Raw genomic sequence first — 17,689 nt, 5'->3', positions numbered from 1 at the left:
TCGGCCCGGACCGGGTGGTGACGGACGCGCCCGGCCGCCCGGTGTCCGCCGGTGCGGGCCGCCGCCCGCGGAGGGCCCGGCCGCCGTGCCGCGGCCGGACCGGGGTCCGCCCGCGCGGGCCCCGGGACTACTTGGCGTGGGCGGCGCCGTCCGGCTTCTGGTCCGCGTCCTCCCGGTCGGTCTCGGAGGGGAGCTCGATCTTCGAGATCTGCTTCCTCATCGACTTGACGAGCAGGAAGAGCGCCAGGCCCATCGCCGCCACGACCAGGAACCCCAGGAGACCCGGGCTGACGTCACCCTTGGGGACGGTGTCGAATGCAATCACGTGTCAAGTCTGCCACCGCGGGTCCGCGGTCGTGTCAGGGGCAGGAGGCGTGGCTCACCTCGTCGGCGTGGATGCCGGCGAAGAGGTCGTCCTCGGGCAGCTCGGTGTCCACCAGGGAGCGGGCCAGGTGGTAGTCCTCGGTCGGCCAGATCTCGCGCTGCAGGTCGCGCGGGCAGACGAACCAGAACCCGTCGGGGTCGACCTGCGTGGCGTGCGCGAGCAGGGCCTCGTCGCGGACCTCGAAGTAGTCGCCGCAGGGGACGCGGCTGGTGACCGGCCACTTCTGCGGGCGGTCCTCCCAGCGGGCGATCCAGTCGGCGTACGGCGAGCCGATGCCGCGCGCGGTCATGGCCTCGTGCAGCGCCTCGAACCGGTCCTTGGTGAAGCCCATGTGGTAGTAGAGCTTCAGCGGCTGCCAGGGCTCGCCCGCCTCGGGATAGCGGTCAGGGTCGCCGGCGGCCTCGAAGGCCTCCACCGAGACGCGGTTGGTCATGATGTGGTCCGGGTGCGGGTAGCCGCCGTCGTCGTCGTAGGTCAGGATGACGTGCGGCCGGAACTCCCGGACCGCGGCGACCAGCGGCGCCGCGGCGACCTCCAGCGGCTGCAGCGCGAAGCATCCCTCCGGCAGCGGCTCGGTCTCGTCCTCGGGCAGGCCGGAGTCCACGAAACCCAGGAAACGCTGCTTCACCCCGAGGATCTCGCGCGCCCGCTCCATCTCCAGGCGCCGGACCTCGCCGATGTTCTCCAGGATGTCGGGGCGGTCCATCTTGGGGTTCAGGATCGAGCCCCGCTCCCCTCCGGTGAGGGTGCATACGAGCACGTCCACGCCTTCGGCGACATAGCGCGCCATCGTGGCGGCGCCCTTGCTCGACTCATCGTCGGGATGCGCGTGAACGGCCATCAGTCTCAGCGGTGCACTCACGGGCTCGACGTCTCCTCTTTCAGTGGTGCGGCTCGGACCCCCGCCGGCCTCGCGGCTTGGCCTGGATCACTCCAGGGAGAGGCTAGTTTCTCTATGGCGGTCGCGAGAGCGGGGCCCCCGCGAGGGACAATTGTCTCGGATAACGCCGAGGTAGTGCAGGGAGATTCCGTCATGGCCACCAGCGAGGCCGGCAAAGGCCGATTCGAGGGCCCCGTTCTCGGCACCCCGGGCGACCTCCCCGACCGTCCGGAGCGCCGGGGGCGCTTCGTCGTCCACGTGGTGATCGCGATCCTGTGCGCGGTGACGGCGGGCGGGTGGGGTTACGTGATGTGGGCGGCCAAGGGCGAGACCGAGGTCATCAGGCAGATCATCGCGTTCGACGTCGGCCGGTCCGACTCCGCGCAGATCACCTTCGAGGTGATCAAACCCTCCGACCGGGCCGCCGTGTGCCGGTTGCGCGCCATGGACGTCGGCCACGCGGAGGTCGGGAGCCGGGAGCTGGACATTCCCGCTGGTGAGGGATATCTCCGGCTTACCGAACGGCTAGAGACCAGTGCTCAGGCCACTTCCGCTGACGTCGAATACTGCTATCTCGTATAGTGAGACATTTGGGGAAGCGTTCGTTCGGTTAACTTGTTAGCCTGTCGAGATTCGATCGTCCGCTCATCCCCAGCACGATGCCCCACAGAGGAAGCAAGGAGAACCCGTGGCCGACTCCCACATCGAGAGCGTCACCTGGCTCACTCAGGAGGCGTACGACCGCCTGAAGGCGGAGTTCGAATACCTCTCGGGGCCCGGGCGCGTCGACATCGCCAAGAAGATCGAGGCCGCCCGTGAAGAGGGCGACCTCAAGGAGAACGGCGGCTACCACGCCGCCAAGGACGAGCAGGGCAAGATGGAGGCCCGCATCTTCCACCTCCGCCAGATCCTGGACACCGCCAAGGTCGGCGAGGCGCCGCGCACCGAGGGCGTCGTCGGGCCGGGCATGACCGTCACCGTCCGGTTCGAGGGTGACGACGAGGAGGTGGCGTTCCTGCTGGCCTCCCGCGAGGAGAGCGGCGCCCCGATCGACGTCTACTCGCCCAAGTCCCCGCTCGGCGCGGCGATCAACGGCAAGAAGGTCGGCGAGAAGGCCACCTACACGATGCCGAACGGCCGCTCCAACACCGTGGAGATCCTGGAGGCCGTGCCGTACAACGGCGGCAACTGACCCGCGAGGACGGCCGGACCGATCCGCCGGGACAGGGTTCCGGCGGATCGCCATGTCTCCGGGGGGTTTTTCATCCCCGCCGATGACCATGACACGGGTAGTGACTGTTTTGGCGGGTTCGCGTGCATCCGGCGGCGGAGTACGGCAGGCTCGTGGGGCCGGGCCGCTCCGATGAGAGCCGGTCCGGCGGAACGGACGGAGTTCGACCGAGGGGGAGCCGACGTGTTCGAGCGGCGGACGCGTGTCTCCGACGTGGTCCGGGAGGTCTGCCACGACCTCGCCTACCGCCCGCGCCTGCGGCCCGGCGGGCGCACCGCCGGCGCGCCGGGCCGGGCCGCCCCGGCGATCGCGGTGCCGGCCATCGCGGTGCTGCTGGCCGGCGTGCTGGCGGCGGACCTGGTGGTGCTGAGCCGGATGCCCGAGCAGCCGCCGGAGCGGGGCGGCGCGGACACCGTCGCAGCCCGTCGGCCCGCCGACCGGCGGGAGCTGGCCCGCACCACGCAGGCCGCGGCGCCCGTCTCCTCTCCCGTCGCCCCGCCGCCCGTCGCCCCGCTGACCGAGATGCGCAAGCCGCACCTGTTCGTGGTCGCGAACCGGCCGCTGAGCTCCGCCGTCGTGGCGAGGGCGGCGCGGATCAAGGGAATCCGCGCGATCGAGCGGGCCGACGCGGCCGAGGTCGTGATGGACAGGAAACGGGTGCAGACGCTGGGGGTGGACCCCTCCACGTTCCGCGCCTACACCCCCAAGCCGACCGCCACCTCCGACAAGCTCTGGCGCAACGTCGCCGCGGGAGAGGTCGCCGTCTCCTTCGTCCTCGGCAACGACGGAGGCCTGGAGCTGGGCCGGACCGTCGCCAGCGGCGGGCGCGCCCTGCGGGTGGGCGCCTACGCCACGATGGGCATGGGCGCCATCGACGCGGTGGTCTCCCGGCGGACGGCGCGCGAGCTCGGCATCCCGGAGAACAACGCCCTGGTGGTGAGCGCCCCGGGGGCCGACTCCGCCCGGCTCCGCGCGGCCCTGCTGAAGGTCCTGCCGAAGGGCAGCCAGGTCGTCGCGATCAACCCGGTCTTCAAGGCCGCGCCGCGGAAGATCTGGCCGGCCTCGGCCTTCATGCACCCCGACCAGGTGCGGACCGCGCTCACCGCCGCCATCGGCAAGCTGGGCCGCCCGTACGTCTGGGGCGCCGAGGGGCCGGACACCTTCGACTGCTCCGGCCTGGTCCAGTGGGCCTACGCGCAGGCGGGCGTCAGGGTCCCCCGCGTGACGCACCAGCAGTTCGTGTCGGGCCCGCAGATCCCGCTCTCCCAGGCCCAGCCGGGCGACCTGCTGTTCTGGCGGCACGACCCGACCAACCCCGGCTACGTCTCGCACGTGGCGATCTACTGGGGTGACGGGAAGATGCTGCACGCCCCGCGGACGGGCGACGTGGTCAAGCTCGTCCCGGTCAGCACGAGGAACTTCGCCGGGGCCGTCCGGATCAGCCCGCAGATCGCCGCGCGGGCGGGCTGAGCCGCCGGTCAGGGGCGCAGGCCCGACTCCAGGAGGGCGAGGGCCTCGTCGACGACGTCGGCCAGTGGGCGGGGCCCGTCGTCCTCGGCCCAGGAGAACAGCGCGGCCAGCATGGCGCCGACCACCGCCCCGGCGGCCGTCCGGGCGAGCAGGCCGGCGGCGGCGCGGCCGGCGGGGGCGGGGTCCATACGTGCGGAGAGCGCCCGGGTGAACACGTCGATGGTGGCGATCATGTTGTCGACGGCTCGGGCACGCAGCGCGGGGTGGCTGAGCTGGAGCCTGGTGCGGGCCCGGATCTGCTCCTCCTCCTCGGGAGGGATCTGCGCGAACGCCTCGCGCATCGCGGCGCGCAGCGCGGGCACGGGGGCCAGGCCGGCGGGCTGGGCGGCCAGCGCCGCCAGCATGACGGGGTCGTAGTCGTCCTGGACGACCACGTCCTCCTTGGTCGGGAAGTAGCGGAAGAACGTGCTGGGTGAGATCTCGGCGGCCTCCGCGATCTGCTCGACCGTCGTCGCCTCGTAGCCCTGCTCGGCGAACAGTCGCAGGGCCTGCTCCTGGATCGTCCGCCGGGTCCGGGCCTTCTTGCGTTCGCGCAGTCCCTCAGGGCGCGGAGGTGAGCTCATGCGCCGATTCTCGCGCCTCGCCGGCGCGCATGAACACCGCCACGGCCGCGGCGCCCGCCGCGGCCAGCGCCGCGCACACCAGCAGCACGGCGCCCATGCCTCCGGCGAAGGCGTCCCGGGCGGTGGCGGCGAGCGCGGGATCGCCGAGCCGTACGGCGGCGGCCACGGAGTCCCGCGCGGCCTCCGGAGCGTCCACGGGCAGTCCGTCCGCGTATCCGGCCGAGAGCAGGCTGCCCAGTCCGGCGACGCCGAACACGCCGCCCACCTGCCGCAGTGCCTGCAGCGTGCCGGAGCCCGCGCCCACCCGGTCCTCGGGCAGTACGGCCAGCACGCCGTCCATCGCCGGGACCATCGCCAGCCCGACGCCGGCCCCCGCCACGGTCAGCCAGACGGCGATGAAGCCGTACCCGGAGGAGGCGCCGGTCAGGGAGCCGAGGGCCAGGCCGCCCGCGAGCACCGCCAGGCCGGCCGGCAGGAGCACGCGCAGGCTCAGCCGGCCCAGCAGCCGCTCGCCGGCCAGCCCGCCCGCCATGAGGCCGAGCACCATGGGGACGACGCGGATCCCGGTGCCGAAGGCGTCGTATCCCAGGACGGCCTGCAGATGGAGCGGGACCACGAACAGCACGCCCATCATGGCCAGCGAGACGAGGGTCGCGCCGGCGGAGCCCCACAGGAAGACGCGGTCGGTGAAGAGGCGGAGGTCCATCATGGGCGCGGGGGAGCGGGCCTCCACCGCGACGAAGGCGACGAGCAGGACCAGGCCGGCGGCGAGCGAGGCCAGCACGGTGGGCGACGTCCAGCCGGCCGAGGGAGCCTCGATCACGCCGTGGACCAGTGCGGCGAGCCCGCTCACCGAGAGCAGCGCGCCGGGCAGGTCGAAGCGGGGCCGGCGCTCGTCACGCGACTCCGGCAGCAGCACCGCGGCCGCCGCCAGGGCGATCGCCACCACGGGGAGGTTGATCAGGAAGATCGACCCCCAGTGGAAGCGGTCGAGCAGGTAGCCGCCGAGGACCGGTCCCAGCGGCAGGCCGAGGGCCATCCCCGCCGACCAGGCCGCGATGGCCTTCGAGCGCTCGTGCGGAGGGAAGACGCTCGGCAGGATCGACACGGAGAGCGTCATGATCAGGGCGCCCCCGGCGCCGAGGAGCACGCGGGCGGCGATGAGCGCCGCCGAGCCCCCGGCCGCCGCGGCGAGGGCCGAGGCCGCGCCGAAGACGGCCAGCCCGGCCAGGAGGAGGCGCTTGCGGCCGAAGCGGTCGCCGAGGACGCCGGCGGGGAGCAGGAGGGCGGCGAAGGGGATCAGGTAGGCGTCCACGATCCACTGCAGCTCGCCGGTCGAGGCCCCGAGCTCCACGGCCAGCGTGGGCAGGGCGACGTTCAGGATCGTCGCGTCCAGTCCGATGACGAGGACGCTCAGCACCAGCGCGGCCAGGGCCCACCAGCGACGGGAGGAAGTGATAGTGACCATGGTTTGAGAGTAACTCTCAAAATATAGATCATGTCAAAATATTTTCTGGCCCACTTGCTTGAAAGAATGTAATCTTCATTACATGAAGAACGAAGAAGTAGAGGCGCAGCTGCGCGGGTGGTTCTCGGGGCGCATGCCCGAGGGGTGGTTCGACGGTCCGCTCGAGATCGCGCTGGACCGAGAGGAGATCACGGTGGTGGGGGCGCTCCGCCCGCCCGCGTCCGCCGAGGGCGTCTCGGAGGTGGAGCGGGTCGCCGCGCTGGAGGGGGCGGTGCAGCGCTTCCGGGAGGAGACCAGGGAGCGGCGCATCGAGATCGCCTCGGAGGCCGAGCACCGGTTCCGCAGGAAGGTCTCCTGGGGTGTCTCGGTCGAAGGGGAGAGGGTGATGTTCACCACACTGTCGGTCCCCGTCATGACGCGGCTCCGCCAGTCCGAGCGCCGGGTGCTGGACACCCTCGTGGCCGCCGGCGTGGCACGCAGCCGCAGCGACGCGCTCGCCTGGTGCGTGCGCCTGGTGGGCCGGCACGCCGACACCTGGCTGACCGATCTGAGGGACGCGCTCCAGCACGTCGACCGGGTGCGGGCGGCGGGTCCCGACGTGACTTCCTGAGGCGGGCCAGGGAAAAGAGGGCGTTAAGTGGTCTGAACCTTTCGCTTCATTGGTTTAGACCTCTTTCGGTGGCCTATACCAATCCGCGGCGCGGTTTATTTAAACCCGCTTCTTTCGGGTAGAGGAAGGCAGTCATCGCGGCCCCTGCCAGCCCATACGCCTGACGGTGGGACTGGGGGCGGGTCCGCCGGGGCACGAGCCGGAGTTAATTCACTGGTCTACGCCAATTGGATTACGTCCGGTTTCTTGTCGATGATGATTCCGCCTGAGAAGCGTGAGGAGCCGCCACAGTGACCGCAACCGTTGACGTATCCGCCCCCAGCCCGACCACCCACAAGGAACTGATCGCCTGGGTCAACGAGATCGCCGAGCTCACCCGTCCGGACCGGATCGAGTGGTGCGACGGCTCGGAGGCCGAGTGGACGCGCCTGACGAACCTGCTGGTCGAACAGGGCACGTTCAAGCGCCTGGCCAAGCGGCAGAACAGCTTCTACGCCGCCTCCGACCCGAGCGACGTCGCCCGCGTCGAGGACCGCACCTACATCTGCTCCGAGAAGGAGGAGGACGCCGGGCCGACCAACAACTGGATCGCCCCGGCCGAGATGCGCGCGACCTTCGGCGAGCTCTTCGCCGGCTGCATGCGCGGGCGCACGATGTACGTGGTCCCCTTCTGCATGGGCCCGCTCGGCGGCGAGATCTCCCAGCTCGGCGTCGAGATCACCGACTCGCCCTACGTCGCGGTCTCGATGCGGATCATGACCAGGATGGGCGAGCCCGCCCTCCGCCTCATCGAGGAGCGGGGCGACTTCGTCAAGGCCGTGCACTCGGTCGGCGCCCCCCTGGAGCCCGGCCAGGCCGACGTGCCGTGGCCGTGCAGCTCCACCAAGTACATCAGCCACTTCCCCGAGACCCGCGAGATCTGGTCCTACGGTTCCGGCTACGGCGGCAACGCCCTGCTGGGCAAGAAGTGCTACGCGCTGCGCATCGCCAGCACCATGGCCCGCGACGAGGGCTGGCTGGCCGAGCACATGCTCATCCTCAAGCTCACCCCGCCGAGCGGGGAGACGCGCTACATCGCGGCGGCCTTCCCGTCCGCGTGCGGCAAGACCAACCTCGCCATGCTCCAGCCGACGATCCCGGGCTGGAAGGTCGAGACGATCGGCGACGACATCGCCTGGATGCGCTTCGGCGACGACGGCCGGCTGTACGCGATCAACCCGGAGGCGGGCTTCTTCGGCGTCGCGCCCGGCACGGGCCAGTCGACCAACGCCAACGCGATCAAGGCGCTCTGGGGCAACAGCATCTTCACCAACGTCGCCCTCACCGACGACGGCGACGTGTGGTGGGAGGGCCTGACCGACGAACCCCCGGCGCACCTGACCGACTGGAAGGGCCGCGACTGGACGCCGGAGAGCGGTGAGCCCGCCGCCCACCCGAACGCCCGCTTCACGGTGCCCGCCGGCCAGTGCCCGACCATCGCCCCCGAGTGGCAGGACCCCAAGGGGGTGCCGATCTCGGCGATCCTGTTCGGCGGCCGCCGCGCCACCGCGGTCCCGCTGGTCACCGAGGCGCGCAACTGGAACCACGGCGTCTTCATCGGGGCGAACATCGCCTCCGAGAAGACCGCCGCCGCCGAGGGCAAGGTCGGCGAGCTGCGCCGCGACCCCTTCGCGATGCTGCCGTTCTGCGGCTACAACATGGGCGACTACTTCGCCCACTGGGTCAGGATCGGCGAGCGCGAGGGCGCGCGGCTGCCGCGCGTCTACTACGTGAACTGGTTCCGCAAGAACGCCGAGGGCAGGTTCATCTGGCCCGGCTTCGGCGAGAACAGCCGCGTGCTCAAGTGGATCGTGGACCGCCTCAACGGCCGGGCCGAGGCGGTCGAGACGCCCATCGGCATGCTCCCGGCCGAGCTGGACACCGAGGGCCTCGACCTGTCGGAGGAGGACCTCGCGACCCTGCTGACCGTGGACCGGGAGGTCTGGCGGGAGGAGGCGAAGCTGATCCCGTCCTTCTTCGAGACCTTCGGCGACCACTGCCCCAAGGAGCTCTGGGACGAGTACAACGCCCTGGTCGAGCGCCTGGGCTGACGGATGTAGGCGAACGCCTCCCGGCGGAGCTCGGCTCCCGGCCTGACCGACCACGGTGTCTTCAACGGGATCTGTCGGCTCGGTCCGGGAGGCGGGCCGTGGGAGCCGCCCCGCCCGGCCGCTCCGGCCTCCCTTCTCCCGGCGGCGGGAGCCGTGGGAACGGGGGCGTTCCGCGGGGCGTCCGAACTGAGACCTTCCAGGCGAAACTTCCGCAGGGCCCTGCGCGTCTACCTGACAAACGGGGCCGACGCCCCTTCCCCCAGGAGGCGGACGTGGAAGTCGTAGTGTTCGTCATCGCGGTCGTGCTGCTCGGAGCCGTGGTCACCCTGTCGACGGTCCTGAGCGGGCAGCAGCGCGAGGTCCGCGAGGCCGCCGCACACCACAGGGGACGGCCGATCACCCCCTACCACCTGGCCTACCTGGCCGGCGGGCCGCGCCGTACGGTCAACACCGCGCTCGCCATGCTGGCCAGGGGCGGCGGCATCCGGGTCGCGCGCGGCGGGCAGATCGGTCTCGTGGCCGGGGCCCCGCCGTCCCCGGACGGCATCGAGCAGGCCGTCCTGTCGGCCCTCGCCGCCCGCTCCGGCATCTGCCCCGCCGGGGAGCTGCGCCGTACGGTGGCCGAGGGGCCGGCCATGGCGGCCCTGCGCGGCGACCTGGAGGGCATGGGCCTGCTGGTGCCCGGCGGCGCGCTGGACGGGGCGGGCAGGTCGCTGCGGCGGCTCCTGGCCGCCTCGCTGCTCGCGGCGTTCTCCACCGTCGGCACCGTCGTGCTGCTCGCCGTCCTGGACGTCGCCGAACCCGGCCTGGGCATCGGCGCGGTGCTGATCGGCCTCGCGGCGGCGCTGATCGGCCTGATCACCTACGGCACGCAGCGCAAGGCGCTGCGCAACGTGCTCACCCGGGCCGGGCGCGACGTGCTCGACTCCGCCCGCCGGGTGCACATCCGGGGGTCCCGCCACGACACGAGCGGTGACCTGGCCTTCGCGGTCGGCGCCCCGGTCGCCCTGTACGGCCTGAGCGAGGCCGGTGACCCCACGCTGGAGAAGGAGCTGAAGCAGTCCGACGGCGGCGGCGCGTACGTGGGCGGCGCGTGCGGCGGCGGTTCGGGCGGCTCGGGCGACGCCACCTACGGCGGCGGGGACTTCGGCTCCGGCGGCTACGGCGGCGGCGACTTCGGTTCGGGGGGTTCCGGCGGCGACTCGGGCGGCGGCTCCAGCTGCGGAGGCGGCGGCGGTTGCGGCGGCGGCGGGTGAGAGAGCCGGCCGTGAGAGCGGCGGGTGAGGGAGGCTGCGGCGGTGGGTGAGCGGCTCGGCGTCGGCATCGGCTGGCGGCCGGAGATCGACCTGACCGTGGAACGCCTGCCCGGTGTCGACTTCGTCGAGGTCATCGCGGAGAACATCCGGCCCGGCCGCCTCCCGGAGTCGCTGCGGGTGCTGCGTTCCCGCGGTGTGCCGGTGATCCCGCACGGGGTCGGGCTGGGCGTGGGCGGGGCGGAGCCGCCGGACCCCGACCGGCTGGCGCACCTGGCGGCCTGCGCGGAGGCGCTGGGCGCGCCGCTGGTCAGCGAGCACCTGGCCTTCGTGCGGGCGGGCGGGCTGGAGGCGGGTCACCTGCTCCCGGTCCCGCGCACCCGGCGGGCGCTCGCGGTCGTGACGGAGAACGTACGGCGGGTGCAGGACGCCCTGCCCGTCCCGCTGGCGCTGGAGAACGTGGCGGCCATCTTCGGCTGGCCGGAGGACGAGATGACGGAGGCGGAGTTCCTCGGCGAACTGGTCGCCGCGACCGGGGTCGGGCTCCTCGTCGACGTGGCCAACCTCTACACCAACCAGGTCAACCTGGGCCTGCCGGCCGTCGGAGCGCTGGACGCGCTGCCGCTGTCCGAGCTCGCCTACGTCCACGTGGCCGGGGGCCACGAGCACGGCGGCGTCTGGCACGACACCCACACCGCGCACGTCTCCGATGAGATCCTGGCCGTCCTGTCGGAGCTCTGCGCCCGGGTGGACCCGCCCGGGGTGCTGCTGGAGTGGGACGCCGACTACCCGAGCGACGCCGCGCTGGGGGCCGAGCTCGGCCGGATCCGCGAGGCGATGGCCCGTGGCTGAGGCCGTGCCCCGGGAGGAGCCCTCCGGGGCGCGAGCGGATGACCGCGGGGCCCCCGGTTCCGGCGAACGGGCCGGGCGGGAGGAGCCGGCCGGAGTGGAAGCCGGGCGGGAGGAGCCGGTCACGCAGACCGTGCGGGAGGAGCTGGCCAGGGCGCAGGCCGGGCTGCTGGCCGCGCTGGTGGCGGGGGCGCAGGCGCCCCCGGGGTTCGACGGGGAGCGGCTGCGGATCCAGGCGGCGAGCCTGGTCGCCAAGCGGCGGAGCGTGGTGGCCCGGCTCCGCCCGGACCTGGTGCAGGCCCTCGGCGGGGACTTCCGGGCCGAGTTCGCCGCCTACGCCTCCGGCCGTCCCAAGCCGCCGGGCGGCTCCCGCGCCGACGCTGCGGACTTCGCCGGGCACCTCGCCCGGACCGGGCGGATCCCGGCCGGTGCCGGAAGCGGGGACCGGGCGGGGAGCGGGAACGGATCGGGGCCCGGGAACGAACCAGGGGCCGGGAGCGGACCGGGGAGCGGAAGCGGCACCGGACCGCCGCGGCCGGCCGGGCGGTGGGCCCGCCTGACCCGGTGGCTGGGCGGGGAGCGGGACCCATGGGAGGGCGACGGACGGTGAACGGGACGTTTTGCCGGGACGAGGCGGGATACGCTCCACTGACGTGGGGGAACTTCGCTGCGTCGATGGATCGTGCCTGACCGTCACGCCCGTGGTGTGCCGGGACAGTGTCGGTGAGCCGTACGAGATCACGCTCGAACTCCGCCGCGACGGCATGCCGTACGGGACGGTGGGAGAGCGGTGCGGCTGGTTCCTCGCCCGGCTGGCGCGGGGGGTGGCCGAGGCCCGCGCCGACCGGGCGGCGGGATGGCCGGACCCCGACGACCGCTTCCCCGGACCGCCGGGCCGCTCCGGCGGCGAGGAGGGCTGCGAGCGGGACGAGGAACTGTTCGCCTTTCGTTACCGGACCCGGGCGGGCCTGGTCGGCGGGGGCGAGCTCCGCTGCCGGCTGCGCACGATCCCGGTCTGGGTGCCCGGGGGCGAGGGCGTCGGACGGGGCGCCCCGGGCGAGTGGCGGTTGACCAGGAGGGCGTTCCTGGAGGCCTGGGGGAGCGGCGGGGTGGGGCTGCGCGCCGTGCTGACCTCCGCCGAACTGGGCGTCTTCGTACGGGAACTCGTCGAGGAGGCCGAGGAGCGGCTGCGGGCGCAGGTGCCCGGGGACGCCGCACGCGCCTGAGCGGAGGGGCGGAGAGGTCCCGCGGGCGGCGATAATTGCCTGTCGGCGTCCGCAGGCGATGGGCGCTCGCGGGAGGGAATCCACATGGGCGTGCGCGATCTCGTCTACCGGCTGTACGAACGGCGGTTGGAGGCGAAGCTGTCCCGTGACAGGGACATGGTGCCCCGCCACGTCGGTGTGATCGTGGACGGCAACCGGCGCTGGGCGCGGTCGATGGGCATCGACGACGTCAGCCGGGGGCACCGCAAGGGCGCGGACAAGATCTCCGAGCTGCTCTGCTGGTGCCGGGAGGCCGGGGTCGAGGTCGTCACCGTGTGGCTGTTGTCCAGCGACAACATCAACCGCTCCAAGGACGAGCTGGAACCCCTCATGAAGATCATCGAGGATGTGGTCCAGGAGCTCGTGGCGGACGGCTGGCACATCAAGCCGATGGGAGCCCTCGATCTCCTGCCCGATCACACGGCACATGTCCTGAAAAATGCAAAAGAAGCAACATCGCACCGTCCAGGTTTGATTGTGAACGTTGCGGTTGGGTATGGAGGAAGGCGTGAGATCGCTGATGCGGTGCGCTCCCTCCTGCTGGAGCACGCCAGCAAGGGGGCGACCATCGAGGACCTGGTCGAGGTCCTCGATGTGGAGCACATCGCGGAGCATCTCTACACGCGCGGCCAGCCCGACCCGGACCTGGTCATCCGGACCTCGGGAGAGCAGCGGCTCTCCGGATTCCTGCTCTGGCAGAGCGCCCACTCCGAGTTCTACTTCTGCGAGGCCTACTGGCCCGACTTCCGCAGGGTCGACTTCCTCCGGGCGCTCCGCTCCTACGCCGCGCGGCACCGCAGGTACGGCACCTGAAACGCAACGTGAACACCTCCTTTCGGTCACGCATGGCCCATTGGACGGTGGGTATTCAGGACGTACCGTAAGAAGTGGGCGAGCGAAGCCCGCCCACTCCGGAGAGGGCCCGCCTTTGCGTCACGACCTGCTGAGGGGGGCCGGTCGCCGGCGCCCGCTCGGTATGCCGCGAGCGCGGTCCCGGGTCCGGTCCGCATCCCAGCTCATGGCAGGGCGCCCCCCAGGGCGCCCGGGGGAGAACGCGTGGCACACCCTTCGTCCGCATCCACGTCTCCGGCCGGCAACCGGAAGACGTACGTCCTGGACACCTCGGTCCTCCTGGCGGACCCGGCGGCGATGAGCCGCTTCGCCGAGCACGAGGTCGTCCTCCCGATCGTCGTCATCACCGAGTTGGAGGCCAAGCGCCATCATCCCGAGCTCGGCTACTTCGCGCGCAAGGCGCTGCGGTATCTCGACGACCTGAGGGTGACCCACGGACGTCTGGACGAGCCCATGCCGATCGGCGAGGGCACCATCCGGGTCGAGCTCAACCACAGCGACCCGTCCATCCTGCCCGCCGGGTTCCGCCTCGGCGACAACGACACCCGCATCCTGACCGTCGCGCGCTCCCTGGCCTCCGAGGGCCTCGACGTGGTGCTGGTCTCCAAGGACCTCCCGATGCGGATCAAGGCCGCCTCCGTCGGGCTGGCCGCGGAGGAATACCGCGCCGAGCTCGTCGTGGAGTCCGGCTGGACCGGGATGGCCGAGCTGCAGGTGACCGAGGAGGACATCGAGGCGCTCTTCGAGCACCGCGTCGCGGACCTGGCCGAGGCCCGCGAGCTGCCCACGCACACCGGCCTGCGGCTGCTGTCCAGCCGGGGCTCGGCGCTGGGCCGGGTGCTGCCGGACAAGTCCGTCCGCCTGGTCCGCGGCGACCGCGAGGTGTTCGGCGTGCACGGCCGCTCCGCCGAGCAGCGCATCGCCCTGGACCTGCTCATGGACCCCGAGGTCGGCATCGTCTCGATGGGCGGCCGGGCCGGCACCGGCAAGTCCGCGCTCGCGCTCTGCGCGGGCCTGGAGGCGGTCCTGGAGCGCCGCCAGCACCGCAAGGTCATCGTCTTCCGCCCGCTGTACGCCGTGGGCGGCCAGGACCTGGGCTACCTGCCCGGTTCCGAGAACGAGAAGATGGGCCCGTGGGCGCAGGCCGTCTACGACACCCTGGGCGCGGTCACCACGCCCGAGGTGATCGAGGAGGTCATGGACCGGGGGATGCTGGAGGTGCTCCCGCTCACCCACATCCGCGGCCGCTCGCTGCACGACGCCTTCGTGATCGTCGACGAGGCCCAGTCGCTGGAGCGCGGGGTGCTGCTGACGGTGCTGAGCCGGATCGGCGCCAACTCCCGGGTCGTGCTCACCCACGACGTCGCCCAGCGGGACAACCTGCGGGTGGGCCGGCACGACGGCGTGGTCGCGGTGGTGGAGAAGCTCAAGGGCCACCCGCTGTTCGCGCACGTCACGCTGACCCGCTCGGAGCGCTCGCCGATCGCCGCGCTGGTCACCGAGATGCTGGAGGACTTCACGATGTAGGCCGGTGCCGCCGCCCCCTTCCCGCTAGGGGGCGGCGGCACCGCGCCCCGGGCGCCTCCCCGCGGCCCCGGAGCGCCGCCCGGCTCGGCACGGGGGCGGGCGCACCGCGCAGGCGCGGTGCGGGACGGGCGCGGCCCGGTCGGGCGCCGCCCGGCTCACGGGGGCAGGCGCACCCCCCGGCCCGCCAGGTCCTTGTACTCGGAGCAGCTGTGCTCGCCCAGCGACTCCGGGGTGCCGGGGAAGAGCCTGGTGATCTCGACGCTCCAGATGCTCGCCTGCTTGTTCTGCCGGACGGTGCAGGTGATCTGGGCGAGTCCCAGCCGGGTGACCCTGCCCTCGCCGGTGACGATCACGTTCAGCCGGTAGCCGAGGTCGTCGGTGGGTTCGCTCCGCTGCGAGGGGTCGGTGTACCGGGTGGTCTTGATGTCGTAGTAGTCGAACCCGGTCAGCTCGCTGGTCAGCCCCGGCCGCGGCGGCTGCTGCCCGGCGCGGAAGAGGCTCTTGACGACGTTCTCGGTCGAGTCCGACGCCACCGGGACCCGGACGGGCTGCAGCGTGCCGTCGTCGACCATGTAGACCGTCACCCAGGTCGGGCTGTAACTGATCACCGGCGGCCGGCCGCTGTCCCGCACGCTGGTGGGAGAGATGCCGCACCCCGCCACCGCCAGTACGGCCAGCACGGCGGCGGCCGGCGCCGTGATCCGCCTCGTGCGGGTGGGGACGGCCGTACGGGGGCGCGTGCGCAGGTCTACGGGGGAGGCTGCGGGGAGGTCCGTACGGGTGCGCGCGGGGAGGTCCGTGCGGGAGCCTGCGCGGAAGTCCGTGCGGGGGCGCGTGCGCAGGTTCATGCGGGAGCCTGTCCGGGGGTGCGTGCGGGGGTGCGTGCGGGGGCGCGTGCGGAGGTCTGCGCGGAGGGCAGCCAGACGGTGAAGAGCGTGCCCGGCCGCTGCGGGCGCACCGAGATCGTGCCGCCGTGCAGCTGGGCGTTGGAGCGGGCGATGGAGAGCCCGAGCCCGCTGCCGTCGCCTCTCCTGCCGGCCTTGTAGAAGCGGTTGAACACGTGCGGCAGGTCCGCCGGGGGGATCCCTCCGCCGTGGTCGCGCACCTTCACCTCCAGGCCGTGGGCGGTGGCGCGGGCGGTGACCACGACCGGGGGCTCGCCGTGGCGCAGGGCGTTGCCGACCAGGTTGGCGAGGATCACGTCGAAGCGCGGGGGGTCGACGGAGAAGGAGAGCCCCGCCGGGACCTCCACCTCCACCTGCTCCGACCAGCCCCGGATCTCCAGGCAGTCGTGGACCGCGTCGGCGACGCTCACGGTCTCCAGGTTGAGGACGGCCGTGCCCGAGTCGAACCGGCTCGCCTCGATGAGCTGTTCCACGAGGGTGCGGAGCCGTTCGATCTCGCGCAGCACCAGCCGTACGGCCGTGGCGGGTTCGCGGGGCAGCCGCTCGGCCTCCTCGGAGAGCATGTCCGTCACCGCGGTCATCGCGGTCAGCGGGGTCCGCAGCTCGTGGGAGACGTCGGCCACGAAGCGGCGGGACATCGCCTCCAGCGCCCGCAGCTCGGACACGCTCCGCTCCAGCGCGGCGGCGGTGTCGTTGAACGTCGCGGTGAGCTCGGCGAGCTCGTCCTGGCCGCGCACGGGGAGCCGGGTGTCCAGGTGCCCGGCGCCGAGTGCGCGGGCGGCCGAGCCGAGCCGCCGGACCGGGAGCAGCACGCGCTGGGCCGAGAACAGGGCCACGGCGAGCGCGATGGCGAGCATGATGGCGCCCGCCGTGGCGAGCGGCCGGCGCATGCCGCCCAGGAGCTGCTCCTCCTCGGCCAGGGGGACGAACACGAAGACGCTCATGCCGGTGGGCTGGGCGATGTGGATGGGCTCCACCCGCCACACGGGGGTGCCGATCACCAGCCACATGCCGCCCCGCATCTCCTGCCTCTTGGTCACCATGCGGCCGGCGGCCCGGGCGCGCAGGTCGGCGGGGACGTCGGCGATGCCGAAATCCCCGTCGGGGTACAGGTAGTCCTCGTAGAGGACCACCACGGCCCGGCTCTGCGCCCGCAGGCTCATCTGCAGGGCGGAGATCTCCAGGTCGGTCGGGGGGCCGTCCCCCGGCCAGAGCGCGCCGATGGGCACCCGGGTGCCTTCGAGGGTCTCGCGCACGTCGGCCACGGCCACCTCCTCGGCGCGTTCGATGACCCGGTTCTTGACGAGCTCGTAGCCGATGCCCGCGACCAGCGCGGAGGCCGTGACGGCGATCACGGTGAAGGCGATGACCAGCCGCCCGCGCAGCCCGGTGTACACCCGCCTCACGGCGGGCTGAACCGGTAGCCGAAGCCCCGCACGGTGTGGATGAACACGGGCTCGGCGGGCACGGGCTCGATCTTGGCGCGGATCCGCTGCACGCAGGCGTCCACCAGCCGGGAGTCCGCGGCGTGGGTGTGGTCCCATACGGCCCGGAGCAGGTATCTGCGGTTGAGCACCTGGCCGGGGTGGCGGACCAGCTCCAGCAGCAGGCGCAGCTCGGTGGGGGTCAGGTGGATCTCGTGGCCGGCGAGCGAGACCTTCAGCGCGCCCTTGTCGATGACCAGGTCGCCGAAGGTGACGCGGTCGGAGGAGACGGACTCGGCCCGGCGCAGGACCGCCCGGATCCGGGCGTCCAGCACCCGCGGCTCCACGGGCTTGACCACGTAGTCGTCGGCTCCCGCCTCCAGGCCCACGACCACGTCGAGGTCGTCGCCCCGGGCGGTGAGGAGGATCACCGGCAGCTGGTCCATCCTGCGGATCCGGCGGCACACCTCGACGCCGTCGATCCCGGGCAGCATGACGTCCAGGACGGCGATCTCCGGGCGGCGCGACCGGATGTGGTCGAGCGCCTCCTCGCCGGTGGCGTAGGAGGTCACGGAGTGCCCCTGGCGGGCCAGGGCCAGTTCGAGACCGGTCCGGACGGAGGGGTCGTCTTCGACGAGGAGTATGCCGGCCACCCGGTCATTATTCTTCCAACACCTCATAAGCCCCTACTTGTCATGAAAATGTGACGTGGTAGACAAGGGATGGGAAAGGGCTGCGACGGGGCCGGAGCAGGCGGGGAGCGCCGCGCTCGCGGGACTGTCGAGGGTTGTGCGACAGATCACCATTTATGTGACCAAAGTCACATCTTCTCTCCTGATATTGGTAAAGTCCCCGGT

General features: G+C 72.4%; 18 protein-coding genes. 11 read left to right on the top strand and 7 right to left on the bottom strand.

Features of this window, described 5'->3' with window-relative positions; translation table 11 throughout:
• Positions 1 to 127 precede the first annotated feature (127 nt).
• Positions 128 to 325: a hypothetical protein gene (locus IEZ06_RS05630; RefSeq protein WP_189235560.1), complete on the bottom strand. Its 198-nt coding sequence runs from the start codon at positions 323 to 325 to the stop codon at positions 128 to 130.
• Between the two features lie 34 nt (positions 326 to 359).
• Complete coding sequence (gene mca / locus IEZ06_RS05625; RefSeq protein ID WP_189235559.1) at positions 360 to 1,247, bottom strand: mycothiol conjugate amidase Mca; 888 nt, start codon at positions 1,245 to 1,247, stop codon at positions 360 to 362.
• A 171-nt stretch (positions 1,248 to 1,418) separates the two neighbouring features.
• On the opposite strand from mca, the gene IEZ06_RS05620 reads away from it, so the two are divergent.
• From IEZ06_RS05620 to IEZ06_RS05610, 3 genes are all read left to right on the top strand, one after another.
• Positions 1,419 to 1,847, top strand: a complete 429-nt coding sequence (locus tag IEZ06_RS05620) for a DUF4307 domain-containing protein (protein WP_189235558.1) — start codon at positions 1,419 to 1,421, stop codon at positions 1,845 to 1,847.
• A 106-nt stretch (positions 1,848 to 1,953) separates the two neighbouring features.
• The gene (gene greA / locus IEZ06_RS05615) at positions 1,954 to 2,457 is read left to right on the top strand and encodes a transcription elongation factor GreA (RefSeq protein WP_068901175.1); all 504 of its coding nucleotides are present in this window, start codon (positions 1,954 to 1,956) and stop codon (positions 2,455 to 2,457) included.
• A gap of 222 nt (positions 2,458 to 2,679) precedes the next feature.
• Positions 2,680 to 3,966, top strand: a complete 1,287-nt coding sequence (locus IEZ06_RS05610) for a C40 family peptidase (RefSeq protein ID WP_229797807.1) — start codon at positions 2,680 to 2,682, stop codon at positions 3,964 to 3,966.
• Positions 3,967 to 3,974: 8 nt separating this feature from the next.
• On the opposite strand, the gene IEZ06_RS05605 is transcribed toward IEZ06_RS05610, so the two are convergent.
• On the bottom strand, positions 3,975 to 4,589 hold the full coding sequence (locus IEZ06_RS05605; protein ID WP_189235556.1) for an acyl-CoA-like ligand-binding transcription factor: 615 nt from the start codon (positions 4,587 to 4,589) through the stop codon (positions 3,975 to 3,977).
• Complete coding sequence (locus IEZ06_RS05600; RefSeq protein WP_189235555.1) at positions 4,567 to 6,057, bottom strand: DHA2 family efflux MFS transporter permease subunit; 1,491 nt, start codon at positions 6,055 to 6,057, stop codon at positions 4,567 to 4,569. Before IEZ06_RS05600 ends, IEZ06_RS05605 begins: the two co-directional genes overlap by 23 nt.
• An 82-nt stretch (positions 6,058 to 6,139) precedes the next feature.
• Here IEZ06_RS05600 and abmR point away from each other — a divergent pair, with 82 nt between their 5' ends.
• From abmR to phoH2, 8 genes are all read left to right on the top strand, one after another.
• Positions 6,140 to 6,667, top strand: a complete 528-nt coding sequence (abmR, locus tag IEZ06_RS05595) for an ATP-binding transcription factor AbmR (protein ID WP_189235554.1) — start codon at positions 6,140 to 6,142, stop codon at positions 6,665 to 6,667.
• A gap of 290 nt (positions 6,668 to 6,957) precedes the next feature.
• Positions 6,958 to 8,757 (top strand): phosphoenolpyruvate carboxykinase (GTP), encoded by a 1,800-nt coding sequence (locus IEZ06_RS05590; RefSeq protein ID WP_189235553.1) that lies wholly within the window; start codon positions 6,958 to 6,960, stop codon positions 8,755 to 8,757.
• Positions 8,758 to 9,029: 272 nt separating this feature from the next.
• Entirely contained in the window at positions 9,030 to 10,013 is a 984-nt protein-coding gene (locus IEZ06_RS05585; RefSeq protein ID WP_189235552.1) for a TIGR04222 domain-containing membrane protein, read from the top strand.
• 42 nt (positions 10,014 to 10,055) lie between these two features.
• A complete protein-coding gene (locus IEZ06_RS05580) occupies positions 10,056 to 10,862 on the top strand; it encodes an MbnB/TglH/ChrH family RiPP precursor modification enzyme (RefSeq protein WP_189235551.1) in 807 nt (268 codons plus the stop codon).
• Between the two features lie 94 nt (positions 10,863 to 10,956).
• On the top strand, positions 10,957 to 11,469 hold the full coding sequence (locus IEZ06_RS05575) for an SCO6045 C-terminal-like domain-containing protein (RefSeq protein WP_189235550.1): 513 nt from the start codon (positions 10,957 to 10,959) through the stop codon (positions 11,467 to 11,469).
• Positions 11,470 to 11,512: 43 nt separating this feature from the next.
• Positions 11,513 to 12,085 carry a hypothetical protein gene (locus IEZ06_RS05570; protein ID WP_189235549.1) on the top strand — a complete coding sequence of 191 codons (573 nt, stop codon included), beginning with the start codon at positions 11,513 to 11,515 and terminating at the stop codon, positions 12,083 to 12,085.
• An 84-nt stretch (positions 12,086 to 12,169) separates the two neighbouring features.
• Entirely contained in the window at positions 12,170 to 12,937 is a 768-nt protein-coding gene (locus IEZ06_RS05565; protein ID WP_068901197.1) for an isoprenyl transferase, read from the top strand.
• 243 nt (positions 12,938 to 13,180) lie between these two features.
• On the top strand, positions 13,181 to 14,503 hold the full coding sequence (gene phoH2 / locus IEZ06_RS05560) for an RNA 5'-3' helicase PhoH2 (RefSeq protein ID WP_189235548.1): 1,323 nt from the start codon (positions 13,181 to 13,183) through the stop codon (positions 14,501 to 14,503).
• Between the two features lie 155 nt (positions 14,504 to 14,658).
• Here the strand turns inward: phoH2 and IEZ06_RS05555 are convergent, their stop codons facing one another.
• Genes IEZ06_RS05555 through IEZ06_RS05545 form a run of 3 tightly spaced genes read right to left on the bottom strand, consistent with a single transcriptional unit; the run spans position 14,659 to position 17,485 of the window.
• Positions 14,659 to 15,351 (bottom strand): hypothetical protein, encoded by a 693-nt coding sequence (locus IEZ06_RS05555; protein WP_189235547.1) that lies wholly within the window; start codon positions 15,349 to 15,351, stop codon positions 14,659 to 14,661.
• The gene (locus tag IEZ06_RS05550; RefSeq protein ID WP_189235546.1) at positions 15,348 to 16,814 is read right to left on the bottom strand and encodes an ATP-binding protein; all 1,467 of its coding nucleotides are present in this window, start codon (positions 16,812 to 16,814) and stop codon (positions 15,348 to 15,350) included. Before IEZ06_RS05550 ends, IEZ06_RS05555 begins: the two co-directional genes overlap by 4 nt.
• A complete protein-coding gene (locus IEZ06_RS05545; protein ID WP_084008798.1) occupies positions 16,811 to 17,485 on the bottom strand; it encodes a response regulator in 675 nt (224 codons plus the stop codon). Before IEZ06_RS05545 ends, IEZ06_RS05550 begins: the two co-directional genes overlap by 4 nt.
• Positions 17,486 to 17,689 lie beyond the last annotated feature (204 nt).

It is taken from the genome of Planomonospora antibiotica (genome assembly GCF_014647955.1).
GTDB lineage: Bacteria > Actinomycetota > Actinomycetes > Streptosporangiales > Streptosporangiaceae > Planomonospora > Planomonospora parontospora.
This window is presented reverse-complemented; position numbering and strand designations above follow the sequence as displayed.

What these genes read in the sequence shown, in the direction of transcription:
- IEZ06_RS05565 (WP_068901197.1), top strand. Translation starts at nt 12,170, where the DNA reads ATGGGCGTGCGCGATCTCGTCTACCGGCTGTACGAACGGCGGTTGGAG.
- abmR (WP_189235554.1), top strand. Translation starts at nt 6,140, where the DNA reads ATGAAGAACGAAGAAGTAGAGGCGCAGCTGCGCGGGTGGTTCTCGGGG.
- IEZ06_RS05620 (WP_189235558.1), top strand. Translation starts at nt 1,419, where the DNA reads ATGGCCACCAGCGAGGCCGGCAAAGGCCGATTCGAGGGCCCCGTTCTC.
- IEZ06_RS05605 (WP_189235556.1), bottom strand. Translation starts at nt 4,589, where the DNA reads ATGAGCTCACCTCCGCGCCCTGAGGGACTGCGCGAACGCAAGAAGGCC.
- IEZ06_RS05600 (WP_189235555.1), bottom strand. Translation starts at nt 6,057, where the DNA reads ATGGTCACTATCACTTCCTCCCGTCGCTGGTGGGCCCTGGCCGCGCTG.
- IEZ06_RS05555 (WP_189235547.1), bottom strand. Translation starts at nt 15,351, where the DNA reads ATGAACCTGCGCACGCGCCCCCGCACGGACTTCCGCGCAGGCTCCCGC.